At 44.0% G+C, this 17,123-nt stretch carries 14 protein-coding genes and 1 pseudogene; 9 read left to right on the forward strand and 6 right to left on the reverse strand.

Annotated elements, in window-relative coordinates; translation table 11 throughout:
• Nucleotides 1–119 precede the first annotated feature (119 nt).
• The 5 genes from AK966_RS00285 to AK966_RS00310 all read left to right on the forward strand — a co-directional run bounded on the left by AK966_RS00285 (nucleotide 120) and on the right by AK966_RS00310 (nucleotide 4,311).
• Nucleotides 120–779: an OmpA family protein gene (locus AK966_RS00285; protein ID WP_409119914.1), complete on the forward strand. Its 660-nt coding sequence runs from the start codon at nucleotides 120–122 to the stop codon at nucleotides 777–779.
• Between the two features lie 76 nt (nucleotides 780–855).
• Nucleotides 856–1,836 carry a molecular chaperone DnaJ gene (locus tag AK966_RS00290; protein WP_099078754.1) on the forward strand — a complete coding sequence of 327 codons (981 nt, stop codon included), beginning with the start codon at nucleotides 856–858 and terminating at the stop codon, nucleotides 1,834–1,836.
• A 177-nt stretch (nucleotides 1,837–2,013) separates the two neighbouring features.
• Nucleotides 2,014–2,199, forward strand: a complete 186-nt coding sequence (locus AK966_RS00295; RefSeq protein ID WP_172438083.1) for a hypothetical protein — start codon at nucleotides 2,014–2,016, stop codon at nucleotides 2,197–2,199.
• Nucleotides 2,200–2,611: 412 nt separating this feature from the next.
• Complete coding sequence (locus AK966_RS00300) at nucleotides 2,612–3,004, forward strand: SulA-like leucine-rich domain-containing protein (RefSeq protein WP_119463319.1); 393 nt, start codon at nucleotides 2,612–2,614, stop codon at nucleotides 3,002–3,004.
• Nucleotides 3,005–3,207: 203 nt separating this feature from the next.
• Entirely contained in the window at nucleotides 3,208–4,311 is a 1,104-nt protein-coding gene (locus AK966_RS00310; RefSeq protein ID WP_119463321.1) for a phosphoribosylaminoimidazolesuccinocarboxamide synthase, read from the forward strand.
• A gap of 89 nt (nucleotides 4,312–4,400) precedes the next feature.
• Here the strand turns inward: AK966_RS00310 and AK966_RS00315 are convergent, their stop codons facing one another.
• From AK966_RS00315 to AK966_RS00325, 3 genes and pseudogenes are all read right to left on the reverse strand, one after another.
• Nucleotides 4,401–4,778: a transporter gene (locus AK966_RS00315; RefSeq protein WP_119463322.1), complete on the reverse strand. Its 378-nt coding sequence runs from the start codon at nucleotides 4,776–4,778 to the stop codon at nucleotides 4,401–4,403.
• A gap of 289 nt (nucleotides 4,779–5,067) precedes the next feature.
• A pseudogene (locus AK966_RS00320) lies at nucleotides 5,068–5,516 on the reverse strand (phospholipase A); the annotation flags it as partial.
• A 114-nt stretch (nucleotides 5,517–5,630) separates the two neighbouring features.
• Nucleotides 5,631–7,985 (reverse strand): helicase-related protein, encoded by a 2,355-nt coding sequence (locus AK966_RS00325; RefSeq protein ID WP_119463323.1) that lies wholly within the window; start codon nucleotides 7,983–7,985, stop codon nucleotides 5,631–5,633.
• 364 nt (nucleotides 7,986–8,349) lie between these two features.
• Between AK966_RS00325 and AK966_RS00330 the strand changes: the two genes are divergently transcribed.
• The 3 genes from AK966_RS00330 (at nucleotide 8,350) to AK966_RS00340 (ending at nucleotide 12,543) form a co-directional block, all read left to right on the forward strand.
• Complete coding sequence (locus tag AK966_RS00330) at nucleotides 8,350–10,038, forward strand: NAD-dependent malic enzyme (RefSeq protein WP_099078748.1); 1,689 nt, start codon at nucleotides 8,350–8,352, stop codon at nucleotides 10,036–10,038.
• A gap of 166 nt (nucleotides 10,039–10,204) precedes the next feature.
• A complete protein-coding gene (locus AK966_RS00335; protein WP_099078747.1) occupies nucleotides 10,205–10,954 on the forward strand; it encodes a vancomycin high temperature exclusion protein in 750 nt (249 codons plus the stop codon).
• 218 nt (nucleotides 10,955–11,172) lie between these two features.
• Nucleotides 11,173–12,543 (forward strand): DASS family sodium-coupled anion symporter, encoded by a 1,371-nt coding sequence (locus AK966_RS00340; RefSeq protein WP_099078746.1) that lies wholly within the window; start codon nucleotides 11,173–11,175, stop codon nucleotides 12,541–12,543.
• Nucleotides 12,544–12,670: 127 nt separating this feature from the next.
• Here the strand turns inward: AK966_RS00340 and AK966_RS00345 are convergent, their stop codons facing one another.
• Complete coding sequence (locus tag AK966_RS00345) at nucleotides 12,671–13,999, reverse strand: GGDEF domain-containing protein (RefSeq protein ID WP_099078745.1); 1,329 nt, start codon at nucleotides 13,997–13,999, stop codon at nucleotides 12,671–12,673.
• Nucleotides 14,000–14,299: 300 nt separating this feature from the next.
• Between AK966_RS00345 and AK966_RS00350 the strand changes: the two genes are divergently transcribed.
• The gene (locus tag AK966_RS00350; protein WP_119463324.1) at nucleotides 14,300–15,124 is read left to right on the forward strand and encodes a DUF2797 domain-containing protein; all 825 of its coding nucleotides are present in this window, start codon (nucleotides 14,300–14,302) and stop codon (nucleotides 15,122–15,124) included.
• Between the two features lie 79 nt (nucleotides 15,125–15,203).
• Here AK966_RS00350 and AK966_RS00355 read toward each other — a convergent pair whose 3' ends face one another.
• Both AK966_RS00355 and AK966_RS00360 read right to left on the reverse strand, forming a co-directional pair.
• The gene (locus AK966_RS00355; RefSeq protein ID WP_119463325.1) at nucleotides 15,204–16,439 is read right to left on the reverse strand and encodes a cysteine desulfurase-like protein; all 1,236 of its coding nucleotides are present in this window, start codon (nucleotides 16,437–16,439) and stop codon (nucleotides 15,204–15,206) included.
• Complete coding sequence (locus AK966_RS00360; protein WP_172438082.1) at nucleotides 16,423–17,079, reverse strand: 2OG-Fe dioxygenase family protein; 657 nt, start codon at nucleotides 17,077–17,079, stop codon at nucleotides 16,423–16,425. The genes AK966_RS00355 and AK966_RS00360 overlap by 17 nt, the downstream gene beginning before the upstream one ends.
• Nucleotides 17,080–17,123: the final 44 nt, after the last annotated feature.

Here is a 17,123-nt window from a genome sequence, read left to right on the forward strand (position 1 = left end):
ATCATGAGTCAATCTGACGTTCACATAACAAATATCAATAACTATTCATCCATAATCCAACACTTATTATGAGGTGCGCCTGCGCCTCAGTTTTATACGGAGATATTCCCTTGAAAAAGATGTCTATTGCACTTGCGCTAGTGCTGGCACTTACAGGCTGTCAAGCTACTCAACGACAAAACGCAACCACAGGTGAGTACGAAACAAACTCGACGACACAAGGTGCACTGATCGGTGCAATCGCAGGTGCGGCTATCGGTTTGGCAACGGGTGACAACGCAAAAGAACGTCGCAAACACGCATTAATCGGCGCTGCAGCTGGCGGTGCAACCGGTGCGGGTGTTGGCTACTACTTCGATAAACAAGAAGCAGAACTGCGACGTGCACTACTAAACTCTGGCGTACAAGTTGAGCGTGTTGGTGAAAATCAACTGTTACTTCGCATGGAAAACGGCATTGGATTCTCATCGAGCTCTTACCAATTAGATGCAAGCATTCACAATACTCTTCGTGGCGTCGCTCGTATCCTCGTTGAGTACCCAGATACAAGCTTAGTGATTGATGGCTACACCGATAGCACGGGTAGCGACTCATACAACCAAACACTATCTGAGCGCCGTGCCGAATCAGTACGTCAGTTCCTAGTATCTCAAAACGTTGCACCTGGCCGTGCAATCGCTCGTGGTTATGGTGAACGTAACCCACTGTGTTCAAACCAAACTTCTGAAGGTCGTGCTTGCAACCGCCGTGTTGAAATCCAGATCTTGCCACTGAAGTAATTTAGTAGCACCATACCGGTAGTAACCATTATTATCGGAGCAGGTCTAGTGAAATACGCTAGACCTGACATACCCAATGTCTTTCAGAATCACGACTCTTCTCTTTGTTTCAAGTGTCTGCCTATCTAGCCTTGCCCTCGCATTCCAAAATCCGACAAAACCTGAAGCTCAGTTCGAACTCGCTCAGCAACTGGCGCTAAAACCAAACCCAGACTCCCCTTCTGATGTACGTTATTGGTTAGAACAATCCGCTTACCACGGTTATATCCCGGCGCAAAAACAATTAGCGGCAGATTACGGTCGTGGTCTCACTGGTGAAATCAATTACTCACAAGCAATTTATTGGTTCACTTCTGTCGCTTTAAATGACCCAACCGATAGTGGTTTTTTGTTGGCAGACTTTGTCCAATATCATCAAGCACAAGTATCGAAGGCTGACCTCGTCGAATCTTGGTACCAACTCGCCGCACTCAAAAACCCTCAAGCAGAAGAAGCCTATAATCAGTTTTTGGAGGATCGCTTCAATCAGCTAAGAGCCAAGCAAGTCTCAGAGATTGTTGATCTAGATAAAAAAGCCATCGTTCAAGAAGAGCAAGAACAAGTGATATCCACAACGCAACAAAAGGCTGAGTTCTTAACTATAAGGTATGCCGCTGGGACATTTTGTTTGGCTGTTTTGATCGGAGGTGGCGCATTTGGCTATCGTTGGTCTTCCAAACGAGCACACATTCATTCAGCTTCCGAAGTAGCTAAATCTCAACAGTTAGAAAATCAAGTGAATGAACTACAGTTTGCAAACAAACAACTCAAGCGACAATTTGAAAAAGTATTCAAGGAGTTTAAGCAGATAAAAGCGCAAACTGGTAACCAAAAACTGGCTGTCGCATGTGCCATGTTTGGGTACACTCCACATTCTATTCCAGACAGTAAAACAGTGAAGTTGCGCTACAGACAATTGTCCAAACTCTATCACCCTGACTCAAGAGGAAGTGAAGAAGAAATGAAGCGCCTAAATCTCGCATTTAAAACCATCTCACAAAATGTTACAAAAGAGTAAAGTTTACTTCTATATCTTTTGAATCCGAGCTCTTTTTCCCCAAAAAGAGTGGCTCGCAATCGATCTCCCTCTCAAAGAAATTAACAGTCAGTTAACTTTCAACTGTTTTATATGCAATAATAACCACGAAAAATGACACCTAACGACACATAATTAATCTAGGTGGGGAGAAAATCAATGTTCACTGAAGAAGGCACCTGCGACTGGTGTAAAAAACCAAGTTTTATTACTCGTCACGATTATTTAGATGGCAAGCACAATCACTCATGCCAAACATGCTACGACATTGCGAAAATCGATGTTCGCTTGTTTAATCTAGGTGAGATGAAAATGCGTGAGCGCATGACACCGCACGCCAATTAGACAGAGTAAATCAACGGAACTGATTTTCAAGAGCGCCTTTCTCACAAGGCGCTTTTTTGATCGTCGCGCTCTACCCCTCCCCCACGACGCTACATCTTATTTATCCTCTTAACGGCGTCTTTCCTTTCCATTTACTATCCCAGCATAGCCACATTACTTAAATGCACTGTATAGCACACTAAAAACCACTGTATATACCGTATTTAGAATGTAATTATCATCACATTTTTAAATCCATAACAGACATATCCAAAAACAACCTTAAAAATATAAACTTTAATATTCAACAACTTAAACCGAACATTTCAAAATTGTATAAACAAAAGTCCACTAGGTGCATAAAAAATTGGTTGATCAGACATCAAAAACAAACTACTGTATATATACACAGCATGTATAAAGGAACAGTAGGATGCAGTTACAAAGTCAATTTCATACATACTCTCGCTACAACGTATTGTCACAAGCAACACAGCCTATGGATGTGTCTGACCTGCTTCTTGCTAAGTTGGCAGTATTGTCACAGCAACAACAGTGGATCCTGTTTACTGCGGAGTGCCATCGTCCTGATTTTGAGCAACTTACTGCGTCTAACATTCGCTGTCAAAACATCATTCAGATGAAGTCTTCTCAACAGCTTTCTGAAGTGGAAATTGTGATTAAAGCGATTCAGTCTGGGAACGCCAGTGCCATTGTCGCATCGAACAATATTGCGCTGATGAATCAATCAATGCTTCGCGATATTGCCCTGCGTTATCAGTGTGAAGTCTTTTTCGTCGAAGGCAGAATAAACAAGTATCATTAATAAGATCGACGTTATTCATCCTGCATCACGTCTCCATTAAAGGAGGCTTTTTTATGCTGCAACAAATTAAGGCAAACGTTTGCTTTTTCTCTGGCGCGTAAAAATAGTTCTGGTATGATGCCCTCATTCGATTTATTCAGCGAATCATTCTCACTGAATATCTTCTCTTTATGACGTTTGATTAAGATGATAGGAATGCCGAAATGAGCCTTGCCAATCAAGTACTTGCCGTCAATGACGACCTGCCAATTCGCACCCACAAACCTGTTCATAGCGGAAAAGTTCGCTCCGTTTACTGGTTAACTGAAGAAGACAGCGCACGACTGATCAAAGAAAAAGGATACGATGTCGCTCCTGATGCCCCACTGGCAATCATGGTGATCAGTGACCGTATCTCCGCGTTTGATTGTATCTGGCATGGTGAAGGTGGGCTAAAAGGCGTTCCAGGTAAAGGCGCAGCTCTTAACGCGATTTCTAATCACTGGTTCAAATTGTTCAAAGACAACGGTCTTGCGGATAGCCATATTCTAGACATCCCTCACCCATTCGTGTGGATCGTTCAAAAAGCCAAGCCAGTTAAAATTGAAGCGATCTGCCGTAAATACATTACTGGTTCTATGTGGCGTGCTTATGCGAACGGTGAACGTGAGTTCTGCGGTATTCAACTACCGGAAGGCCTTGAGAAAGACAAAGCGTTACCTGAGCTACTAATGACACCGTCAACCAAAGGCACTCTAAAAGATATTCCTGGTGTTCCTGAAGCGGATGATGTCAACATCACTCGTCAAAACATCGTGGATAACTTTGAGGCGTTTAATTTCTCTAGTGCAGAAGACATCGCACAATACGAGAAGTTGCTTAAAGAAGGCTTCAACGTTATCAGCCATGCTCTTGAAACAATTGACCAAACGTTCGTTGATACTAAATTTGAATTTGGCTACGTACACGACGCAGCAGGGAACGAGAAACTGATTTACATGGATGAAGTGGGTACACCTGATTCATCACGTATTTGGGATACGAAAGCATACCAAGCGGGCAACATCGTGGAAAACTCGAAAGAAGGTTTCCGTCAGTTTCTGCTTAACCACTTCCCTGACCCAGACATCCTGCTGAACAAAGAACGCATGCCTGAGCGTGAAGCACTGGCTCGCGATAACGCACTGCCAGTTGCGTCTTTGCTGGACATCTCTCGCACTTACATTGGCATCGCCGAAAAGATCACAGGCCAACCAATTAAGCTAAGCGACAACCCGAAAGCTGAAATCATCGAGATTTTAAGTAAAGACTACGGACTGGTTGACTAAGCGCTCCAGTAAAGAAAGCGTAACTTGCTTGGGTCTATTGACGGTATAAAAAAAGCGACCGATTTACGGTCGCTTTTTGGAGATTATCGTTAGAGCTTTAGATTCAATACATCTTGTTCTGTGGTATCTACTTTTAGTTTACTTCTAGATTCAATGTACTCAATTTGTTTTGGGTCTAACGAATAAGGCATCACTACGCGTAGTTCTTGAATCCCTTCATGCTTTGCTAGCTTAGCTAGTATCACCAAGTTGAATTCATCGCTTTGGCGTGAAGACATCGATTTCAATGCAGCATCCCAAAGGCGATCTTCAGGTTTGCTTAATTCCGCGATGCTCTGTTTCCACAATAGGCCAAAAATAGGTGCGATAGTGGCAAAAGCTTCTAAAAAGGTCCACTTTTTAGCGCCTGTTGCACCTAAAAAACTGGTGTAATCGAATTCAATGCACATCTTTCCTTGTTGTTCCATCCTATGCCTCGAAACTCTAAAAATGAGTTATACAAAATATCGTACAATTACTTTGATATAGCAATAGGATATAAAACAATAGTCTTTTATTTCCGCATTTAAATTCAAAAGGAAATATTAAAACCAACTTTGTAACAAATGATGTACAGCTTAGCTATATATATGCGTTCAATTGATTACTAATTCATACTGAAACAAAAAACGAGGTAAAATCAACAAGCCAATGAAAAGACTCTATAAATTCACCAAACGAATACCGAGTCCAATTCGGCTCTGGGAGTGGGCGTAATCGTTCTGCCGCAATGTAAAATCTATCCCAACAACGAGACAGTTTACTCGATTGACCATTCGACTCATGTCTATAACCTATTTCTAGATGGTTATATAACATCATATTTGTTTGATGGGCTAAGACCACTTGTGGTTTGTAGTTAGACTCTCTGAAAGAGAAGAGATGCCAGAATGAGCAAGTTGCAAAAGAGACTTCTGAGTGTACGAGCCCATCAGAGCAGTACCTGAATTGAATCGATAAAATGGAATAGATACGAAATTTTGAAACTTGACTTCAAAATGTTGCAAAGAGTCCATTTCAGAGCCAAGTTCATTGTATGCGTTTTGATTGATGTATGAGGTGTAGGTACCTAAAACATCGTTGTCTTCATAGGTTAAAATGTGCGTTATGCTTTTTCCGTAAGCCAATACGGGACATAACAGTAGTGGAATCACTTTATACTTCATCGTTTTCGTTTTCCTTTACACCGCCCAAACTGAACGGCAATATCATTCCTTATCGCTAAGATATTGGCCATAAATTGCAAAGGAAAAAAATTAAGCAATTATCTTTCCGAACGCCTACTTCACATCAACAACTCGACTGGCTTTTTTGTATTGTACTTTCCAACCTATCCAGCGAGGCAATTCCCAGCGTTTAGGATCGCCTTTGCGTCCCCCACCACTATAAACAACATGCACCAACTTGCGCGATACAAAGTATTCCACATCCAACTTAAGCTCGGCCAAAACAAGTTTAAGCGGGAACTGCTCAGCAAAATCTTCATATTCCCAATCCGGAATACCTTCGAACGGGATATCATCCGCTTCAAACAAGCCGATATCTTCAATGCCCTCAACGCCCAATGTTTCCAACTGTTCCACTACCCAAGTAGAAAAAGACAATGCGTCTAGAGCCGTTTTATCGACTGGATATGGATTCCTTCCAAGTGTGTTATAGATTTTCCAATGTTGGATCTGCTGTTTTCTTAACGGTGCGAATCCTGGCAACAAGGTTTCATCTTCAATCATTTCAACAATCGATTGGACGGCCACTTCGCCTTGGAGTGCTTGGTATTCCGTACAGATGGTTCGCCCTGCATAAACCAAATGCATGGTGGCTCGCGGTTCGTGTTCATCATAATTGGTTTCGCCTTGCTGCCAATCACCTAACGCTAACTCACGAAGCCAATTAAGTGGTACAGGTAACATAACAGAGGCGAGATTAAGCGTTTGTTTCACCCCTCGTCCTGGTACGCTATGACTGTCTAAAACCAATGCGGCTTCGCTTTTTTCTGGAAATCGGCTATTGCGACCGACCATCATTTCCATCACACCATTGCCCAATGCATCACGTCTACGTTCTCGACGTACAAACACTAACTCCGGGTGCAGTTTAGCAATGGCTTTGATGAGTTCGTCTCGCTTGTATCGCGAAGCTACTTCAAGTTCAGGCAGTTCAAACACTTCTCGCATCTGCGTAGCTAAACCTTGAGCCTCTTCCAGCACGCTAGCATCGATGCTTACACCTGGAAGTTGTTCTCCTCGCACTAAGCGAATCATCAACGATGCATCACAACCAAAAGGTTCTTGCTGTGCCAGTGTTTCAGCTGACTCCCCACCTTGCAATTGATACATCTGAGCAGGCACAGATAATGCTGCAGCTAAGTCAATCATGGCTTCTTTTTCAGTTTTGGCGTGAATGCGCGTCACTAAATCAGCGAACAAGGCATCAATTGGTAATGGATAAACTTTTTGACCATGCTCAGTCACGTCACCATGCTCATCTATCGCTTCCATCGCTTGCAGCGTTTGGGATGCAGAAGTCAGTGACTTTTCTGGCAACATATCGAGAAATTGCAGCTTAGAAAGTTGGTAACCGCAACATGCTGCTGCAAGCATTGGCTCAACAAGCTCTTCGCGGTGAAGCTCGGGAGGCGTCACAAGCTCCAGTGGCGCATGTTCACCGAATAAGCGAATGCATATCCCTTCAGCTACACGACCTGCACGGCCCATTCGTTGTGCTGCACTTGCTTTAGAAATATTGGTTAACGTGAGTGCCGTGCGCCCATTTCGTTGAACGGTTCTGCGCTCTAATCCACTATCAATGACGACTCGAATATTCGGTATCGTTAACGAGGTTTCTGCAACGTTGGTCGCCAACACGATTTTACGTTGCTTTTGGATGGTTAATGCCCTATGTCTCTCCTCATCACTGACTGACGCGTGCAGTTTGACCACCAGCACATCATCCAGACTTTGAAGCATCTGCCAACATTGAGTTATCTCTTTGCGACCCGGTAGAAAAACAAGGACATCGCCCTCTTCGTCTTCCAACACTTCTTTTACCGTTTTGACGACGTCAGTCTCGCAACCTTTCTTGTTTGGCAAGTAACGGCTATCAAGAGACCGATGTGACACTGCTACAGGGAAGCAGCGCCCCTCGGAACGCAGGCGCTTGGCGTCCAAATAGCACACCAGCTTTTCGCCCTCTAATGTGGCTGAAGTCACAATCAAGCGATGTTGTTTTTCTTGCTTTAAAATGGCGGTAAGGAGATCAGTGTCCCAGCGGCGTTCATGAAATTCGTCCACCATAACAATATCGAAGCGAGCAAGTTTATCTTCCACAAACCAACGTAAAGCGACACCAGGGGTCACAAATACGATTTGGGTATTTTCATCAAAATGAGCGTGAAGCTTGATGGCATACCCGACCTTTTTACCTAAAGACTCTCCTGATTGCTCCGCAAGAAACTCTGCTAATGACGTACACGCGATTCGACGTGGCTCAATCACCAGTATGCGACCATGATTGGCCGCCCATAACGGTAAACGCGTGGATTTACCCGAACCGGTTTCGGCTTCTACCACTAGATGATGGTGATTAATGAGTTGGTCAAATTCAGCTTGTAAAGCATCGATAGGTAATGGAGACATAAAGGTCACATCGTGATAAATAACTGCGAAGTATTATACCAACCTAGGTCGCTAATAGGTCAGATTATTACTTAGCAAATTGGCTGATGACGTCACAGAGAGGGAACAAGGTAGGCCCATTCCGCTGCTCTGTTTTATAGAGAAACCATCAGCGGATTTTGGTAAGTCGCCTGTTCTTTTGATAATCAAAGCCCATCAGTCGTATTTTAAAAAGTCACTACGCATCACTTACAGACGATATTTTCATCTACAACTGATTTTTTTTGCGACATTACGTTGATGTACATCAACGATTGTTTACAACTAAATAGTGAAGCCGTTAGAATTTTGCATGCTTCCTTCAACCCTACATTTAAGGCACCCAATGAACAACGACAAGCGCCCACTCTATATCCCATTTGCGGGTCCGGCTCTTTTGGCAACTCCACTTTTAAATAAAGGCAGCGCATTCTCTACTGAAGAACGCGGTTCATTTAACTTAGAAGGACTTCTACCTGAGACAACCGAGACCATCCAAGAACAGGTAGAACGTGCGTATCAGCAGTATAAAAGTTTCGAAAGTGACATGGACAAACACATTTACCTGCGCAATATCCAAGACACGAACGAAACCCTATTCTACCGTTTAGTGCAAAACCACATTTCAGAGATGATGCCTATCATCTATACCCCTACGGTAGGGGCGGCTTGTGAAAACTTTTCGAATATCTATCGTCGTGGACGTGGTCTGTTCATTTCTTATCCGAACCGTGATCGTATTGATGACGTGTTAAACAATGCTGCTAACCACAATGTTAAAGTTATCGTAGTGACGGATGGCGAGCGTATCTTGGGCTTGGGTGACCAAGGTATTGGCGGCATGGGCATTCCAATCGGTAAGCTATCCCTTTACACAGCATGTGGCGGGATTAGTCCTGCTTATACTCTGCCAATCGTGCTTGATGTAGGTACTAACAATCCACAGCGCTTGGCAGACCCAATGTATATGGGCTGGCGTCACCCTCGTATCACCGGGCCAGATTATGACGCGTTCGTTGATGAATTTATTCAAGCGGTGCAACGTCGTTGGCCAGATGCATTAATCCAGTTTGAAGATTTTGCACAGAAAAACGCAATGCCTTTATTGGAACGCTATAAAGATCGCATCTGTTGTTTTAACGACGATATCCAAGGTACCGCTGCTATTACTGTGGGCTCTTTGCTTGCGGCTTGTAAAGCGGCAGGTACGAAGCTTTCTGACCAACGTATTACATTCCTGGGCGCTGGCTCAGCAGGTTGCGGTATTGCGGAAGCAATCATTGCACAAATGGTATCGGAAGGTATTTCAGATAAGAAAGCACGCTCACAAGTTTACATGGTTGACCGCTGGGGTCTGCTACAAGAAGGCATGCCTAACCTTCTTGATTTCCAACAGCGTCTGGTTCAGAAGTTCGACAACACTAAGGAGTGGGAAAATGAAGGAAATGCCTTCTCACTGCTGGACGTCATTCGTAATGCCAAACCAACCGTCCTTATCGGTGTATCTGGTGCTCCGGGCTTATTTAGCCAAGAAATTATCGAAGAGATGCATAAACATTGTCAGCGTCCGATCGTATTCCCACTTTCGAACCCGACCAGCCGTGTAGAAGCGACACCAAACGACATCATCCGTTGGACAAACGGTGAAGCTCTGGTTGCAACGGGAAGTCCGTTCGAACCTGTCGTTCATGAAGGTCGCAGCTACCCTATCGCTCAATGTAACAATAGCTACATCTTCCCGGGTATTGGTCTCGGTGTACTTGCGGTAAATGCCAAACGCGTCACTGATGAAATGCTAATGGAATCTAGCCGTGCACTCGCAACGTGTTCCCCTCTAGCAATTCATGGTCAAGGCCCATTACTGCCACCACTGGAAGAGATTCACTTGGTATCGAAAAAGATTGCGTTTGCCGTGGCTAAGAAAGCGATCGAGCAAGGCGTTGCACTCGAAATTACAGATGAAGCACTAAATGATGCCATTGAGCAATCGTTCTGGCAGCCGGTTTACCGTCGCTACAAGCGTACAGCATTCTAAGTCTTGAGACGCTTTGTATAATTATTAGCCCTCGTTCTACGAGGGCTTTGTTTTTTTATGCTGTTTCATCTTATTTTAACCATATTTTGGCATAAATGAGCTTCTCAATTTTTGTGCCTATCAGATATGATGAGAAATACACATTCATTTAAGGACATCGATCGTTTTGCTGTTTTCTCGTAGGAAGTCAAAATGGAAGCTTAAATTTTCATGGAAGTGTCTGGCCTTGGTTTTGTCGATCTCTTTACTCAGTCTAGTTGTCACTGTCATTGCTATCGACCGGTGGGTGGTGCTTCAAGCAAAAGCGCAAATTTTTACGGATTATGAACAAGTTCCACAACATGAAGTTGCCGTTGTTCTGGGCACTAGCAAATACATTGGGAAGATTCTCAATATCTACTATACCCACCGCATCAATGCCGCTATCGAACTTTACCAACAAGGTAAAGTAAAGCAATTTCTGCTTAGTGGTGACAATGCTCATCGTTCTTACAACGAGCCCTGGACGATGAAACGAGATTTACTCAAAGCTGGTATTCCAGAAGAAGTGATACATCTTGACTACGCAGGGTTCCGCACATTGGACTCGATCGTCCGTGCTAAAAAGATTTTCGCCTCAGAGCGATTTCTTATCGTTACCCAGCGCTTTCATTGTGAACGCGCGCTATTTATTGCCGATGCCTACAGTATTGATGCTCAATGCCTTGCCGCTGCTGGGCCAACCACAAGCAAGCAAAAATCATCGATGCGTATACGTGAATTACTCGCAAGAGTAAAAGCCTTCCTAGACTTATACATCATGAATACGCAACCACGCTTCCTTGGCCCTCAAGTGCCCATTGTTGCGGTAGACGACATTACCGTCGATAAGAGTGCCGAAGAGCATTCCGAAGAGCGACAAATCCCTACGGAATAACAACGACCTCGAGCGTTTCTCTGCCCCTCAACAGACTCCAAAAATAAATGGGTAGTTTCCTACCCATTTCTAATTCTTAACATCACAATTTCTTATTCTTACTTTGATTAAGAACAAATTGATCTGCTCATTGCGTGTAACATCCACCCAACAAACACACAAGTCAGTTACCTTACTGTAATAAGTAAATAACAAGACAAAGCCTAAGGAGCATAACCATGACCGCTTTCGCTGTGACATTGAAGAACTGGTTCTTCACTCGCAACAGCATGATTTTAACATCCAATATCATGCTGTTCGTGATTCTATTTAATACCTTACCCTTTGAACCTCAAATCGTAACCGGATTATGCATTTTGGTCTTCGTCGCAGTATTGTGGTTAACGGAAGCCATTCACGTCAGTATCACAGCCCTATTGATTCCTCTACTGGCGGTGTTTCTTGGTGTCTTTAATACCCAAACTGCACTGAACAACTTTTCCAATTCAATTATTTTCTTGTTCCTAGGTGGTTTTGCTCTAGCAGCAGCGCTGCACAAACAAGAGTTGGACAGAGCCATTGCAGACAAAGTACTGCTTATCGCACGCGGTAAGATGTCTGTTGCGGTGTTCATGCTTTTTGGTGTCAGCGCTTCTCTTTCCATGTGGATCTCAAACACTGCGACCACTGCAATGATGTTGCCTCTAGTACTAGGCGTAATGAGCAAGTTAGACGCGGAGAAAAATCATCGCACATTTTTATTTGTGTTACTGGGCATTGCTTACAGTGCATCCATTGGCGGGATCGCTACGCTTGTAGGTAGTCCACCTAACGCGATTGCAGCAGCAGAAGTCGGATTGAACTTTACGGATTGGATGAAATTAGGCCTACCAATTTCATTGATGTTGTTACCGATTGCCGTGCTGGTATTGTATACCATCACCAAACCAGACTTAGGCCATACGTTTGAACTTTCCCATGAGCCTGTTGAGTGGACCAATGGCAAAATGATCACGTTAGCCATCTTCCTGCTAACCGTAACGCTTTGGATCTTCAGTAAGCCAATCAACGCCATGTTAGGTGGTTTTGCCAAGTTTGATACGTTAGTGGCAATGGGTGCAATCTTAATGCTTGGTGCTTCTCGTGCAGTAGAGTGGAAGGACATTGAAAAAACCACGGACTGGGGCGTATTGATCCTCTTCGGCGGTGGTATCTGTTTGAGTAATGTGCTTAAAACAACGGGGACCAGCGTTTTCCTTGCGCACGGATTAACGGGCTTCTTAGAGCAAGCAGGCATTCTACTGACCATTCTTGCGGTTGTGGCGTTTGTGGTATTTCTTACCGAATTTGCGAGTAACACGGCCAGTGCGGCTCTACTAGTGCCGGTCTTTGCCACTATTGCTGAAGCTCTGGGTCTATCCCCGGTGATCTTGTCTGCACTGATTGCAATCGCTGCTTCGTGTGCCTTTATGCTCCCTGTTGCGACCCCACCAAACGCGATTGTATTCGGTACTGGGCACATCAAGCAACAAGAGATGATGCGAATCGGTCTTGTGCTTAATATTGCTTGCATTGGCGCATTAACGCTCTTTGCATGGCTATTCTGGTAACCCTAAAAATAGAGCAGCATACGCTGCTCTATTTTTACTGTTGGCCACGGCATCAAACCAATGCCGCCACTTCCCCCAAAGAGATGATCATTGGTGGTCACAGACCACTTTTATGCCTTAAAACACCTTACTGGTTGATGGCTAGCTGGTTTTGCATACCATAGTTTACTTCGATACAATTTCGACCGTTTCGCTTCGCCAAGTACAACACCTCATCGGCTCGAGCCATCGTTTCTGACACGCGCTCATTTTGCATTTGAGCCACACCAATACTGCATGTTAGTGGTTCCCCATGAACCCACAAATGGCGTTCCACATTTTCACGAATACTCTCCGCTCGTTTCACCGCTCGCTCAATATTGGTATTTGGGCAAAATACGACAAACTCTTCCCCACCCCAGCGTACCAATCGGTCTTCAGCCTCGATTGAGCTTGCAATGACCATGACAAACTCTCTCAACACATCGTCACCCATTTGATGACCAAACTGATCATTTACATTCTTGAACTTATCTAAGTCCAGATAGAGAACGGAGAAAGAGTCATGCCCCCATCTCACCTCTCTTGCTTTTTGCTCCAACCAGGTTTGAACAGCATGGCGATTCATCGCACCCGTTAATGCATCTCGGTGAGCGAGTTCGGCAAACTCACAATTCTGAGTTCGCAGCGTACTATTCATTTTTTTTAAGTGGCGGTGACGCTTCTCCACCCTTTCAAAAGCCAGTTGGCTCTTGCGCAACTCATGAAGAGAAAAAGCAAGACCAAGCGTCATCCAAGAAAACAATAGAACAAACAGTAATGTTGACTGTTCTACGTATTCACCTTCAAACTCGATTTTCTCAATCACAATCTTGTGCTCGCCAAGGCCTGCACTCGCCCCGGTAGCAAGATCAATACGAGTAATGTTGGAAAACTCTGGGCCCGAATGTTCAATCGCGACATGGTTATCAGCCAACCACCATGTCATCACTTGCAAGTTGTTAATTGGAATTTCAATCGTTTCACCAAAGTCCGATGGTGAAAATTGCATCCCATTGTACTTAATCGTGTATTCATCATCTGGATTCGAATACTCGGGGTTATAGTTTCTCAGATACAAACGAAGCTCTTTATCACCTTCGCCTGCATTTTCATAGCGTAACTTCAGTCGGACGGTGTGGTAGTTTGAAAGGTCAATGCCCTTTGTCGCCTCTATGACATCGGTATAAATTGAGATACCGCAATATGGCCAAGCATATTGGCTTTTTTTAATATCACAACTCAGAGTTAAACCATTTTCTTGATAGGAGATATCAGCTTCACTCATGCCTCCTGCGCTAGCATCACTCGTCGCATGAAAGTTGAATTTGTCCGGCGTAATCACAAGCTTTCGCGTATCACCTATCAGACTATAAATGGCAACCAAACTGATGGTAAAAATAGAGAGTGCAAAAATGAGTTTATGTATCCGCTTCATTGACAATATTACCTAGCTTCGCTGTTGTTATACTTATTTAGCTGTCATTATGCTATATAGCACAGTGTACTGATGCTTTTTCTAACTTCAAATTAAGTTTTTTATCAAGAGATATTGCCACCTCTTTCCAAAAAAATCTCATTTTTGAAACCGACTACAATTATATGGCGTGATATTACTCCAATAAAACATCAATTTTCCATTAAGTACTGCTTTGCGAAAAGGTTCACACTCTCACCTCTTGAGCAGCGTAGGTACTGTTCTGATATAATGGCCAAAAACACAATAATGAGTAATGTCATGTCAATAATTGCGACTGGCACGCTAAACAAAATGCGTGCTTCTCTTGATGGTGCTGTCAGCTACCGTTTACCAGTAGGCAAGGAAGAGGTGGATTTAAGTCTGTTTCTTGGTCAAACACTTACCCTGACTCACACAGGCAACATCTACTGCAGCTCTTGCGGCAACAAAACTAAGAAAAGCTATTCTCAAGGTCACTGCTTCGTTTGTATGAAGAAGTTGGCGAGCTGCGATATGTGCATCATGAAGCCAGAAACTTGTCACTACGAGCAAGGCACCTGCCGAGAACCGCAATGGGGTGAAGAAAACTGCATGGTAAATCACTTCGTTTACTTATCGAACACTTCAAGCCTAAAAGTGGGTATCACCCGTTACACCCAAATTCCAACACGTTGGATTGATCAAGGCGCGACGCAAGGTCTACCGATCTTTAAAGTAAAAACGCGTCATATTTCTGGTTTGATTGAAGTGGAATTAGCAAAACATATCGCTGACAAAACTAACTGGCGTACATTACTAAAAGGCGATGGCGAACCTATCGCACTGCAAGACCGCTTTGCTGAACTTCTGCCACTGGTGGAAGATAAGATTGCTGAGATCAAACAACAATACGGTGAAGACGCGATTGAAGTACTCAGTGAAAGCATTACCGATTTGAGCTACCCAGTTCAGCAACATCCAACCAAAATAACGTCGCACAATTTCGATAAGAACCCTGTCGTAACGGGCACGCTGCAAGGCATCAAAGGTCAGTACCTAATCTTTGATACTGGCGTAATCAACGTGCGTAAATTTACCTCGTACGAAGTAGAAGTGAGCGCATAAGCCATCTTTGACCTTACCGAAAAGCAAAAAGCTCGAGCACATGGCTCGAGCTTTTATTTTTTCTGGGAAATAATAGGCGTTACGCGTCTAGAGTCCTTTCCAACACATCAAACAACATATCGATTTCCGCCGTTGTGTTGTAGTGCATACAGCCAATGCGAACCACGCCACCAGATTCTTCTAAACCTAATTGACGAACCAAGGCAAGTGCGTAGAAGTGGCCATTCCAAACGCAGATGTTATTCTCGCCTAATGTCTTGGCGATGAACTCCGGTGAGTACTTGTCGAACGTAAGCGCAAATGTCGGCGTTCTTCGTTGGCTACTTTCATTATCAATACCAAACAGATTCACCCCATCAAGTGCGCTTAAACGCTGTAAAAAATGCTCGCTCAGTTGTTGTTCATGCTGATTGTATAAAGCATAGCTTTGTTCTAAACGCTGGCGAAGTGATGAGCCCGCATCACCAAATTGAGCTAAATACGCCACCGCAGCCGTCACGCCGGCTAAGCCTTCAAAGCTTTGTGTACCGGTTTCAAAACGCCCCGGACCAATGTTGGTTGCAGGTTCAACTTTATAGGGCTTAATACTGTGTAGCCATTGATCTGCAACATAAGCGATGCCCACGTGTGGACCAAAAAACTTGTACGCCGAACAGACTAGAAAATCACAATCTAACTCTTGCACATCAATTAAGTGGTGCGGCGCGTAATGAACCGCGTCTACATAAACTTGAGCACCAGTGTTGTGTGCCATCTCAACCACTCGATGTATATCAACAATAGACCCGGTCGTATTCGAAGCATAGGTTACGGCTACTAAGCGGGTCTTCTCACTCAATAAGCTCTGAAGATGCTCAAGATCGAGTGTACAATCTTCTTCATTAATACGAACCTGATGAACCACAGCCCCTTTATCTTCTGCTGCTTGTTGCCAGCTCGACACGTTAGAGTAATGATCTAGAGCAGAAACAATGATTTCATCCCCTTCTTTCCAATCGCGGCTAATGGCGCGGCTTAGTTGGAAAGTCAGTGACGTCATGTTGGCACCAAACACAATATTACCGGATGACGGCGCGTTCAGTAATGCTTGTGCTGACTCTCGTGCCGCTTGCATGACATTGACTGTCACTTGGCTAGAGAAGTAGTGGCCACCAAGATTGGAATTAAAATGGCCAAGGTAGTTCACCATGCTATCCAACACCGATTGCGGCACTTGTGAACCACCAGGGCCGTCAAAAAATGTCACCGGCCGCTCATTGTGATATTGCGCTAGTGCCGGGAATTGATCTCGGATTTGATTAAGATTGAAGTTCATTTCGCTTGTCCATCGCTGTCAATACAAAGACATCCATATGACCTTCTTGGTCATTAATTACTGAGCGAATTGGCACAGCATTGTGCCACAGTTTGCTGTCTGCCAGCATCGCCACTTCCCCATTCTCAAGCACTTTGCGGAAGAATGGTGCTTGGTTATGGCTGCTATAAAGCATGATATCGCCACCCATAATGTTGTGGCGACTCACTCCAACCAAAGCAATATGATCGAAACCGTCTTGGTGTACGCCTTCTGGTGCCACTTGGGTTTCATCATAAATCGCGGTGATTCGAATTTGGTGAATTTCTATTTCTTGACCATCGACCAAGTGATTCGCGTTGACGAACAACTCGCACATTTCACGGAAGCCCTCACTTAAAAGAATATCTTTCTCGATCGGTTCGAATTGACGAACCACATCTCCCTGAAATCGGTTGATATCCGAAGATTGCACAAAGCTGTTTTTATTTAAGTCAATGACCTGTCCATCTTCAAAACCAACAACAGAGTAACGTCTTAAACGATATTGACCATCTGCATGCTCGGTACGTGGTAAGCCTTCAAAGGAAGCAGAAAGTTGTTCAATCGCAGCCATGCTGAGCTGAGTTAAATGTAGAGTATTCTCACGTGAATGTAACATCATTGGCTCCTTTAATGAGGCACACCTGGTTAGCTAAGTTAACA

The sequence above is a fragment of the Vibrio sp. PID23_8 genome, from assembly GCF_003584965.1.
Lineage (GTDB): Bacteria > Pseudomonadota > Gammaproteobacteria > Enterobacterales > Vibrionaceae > Vibrio.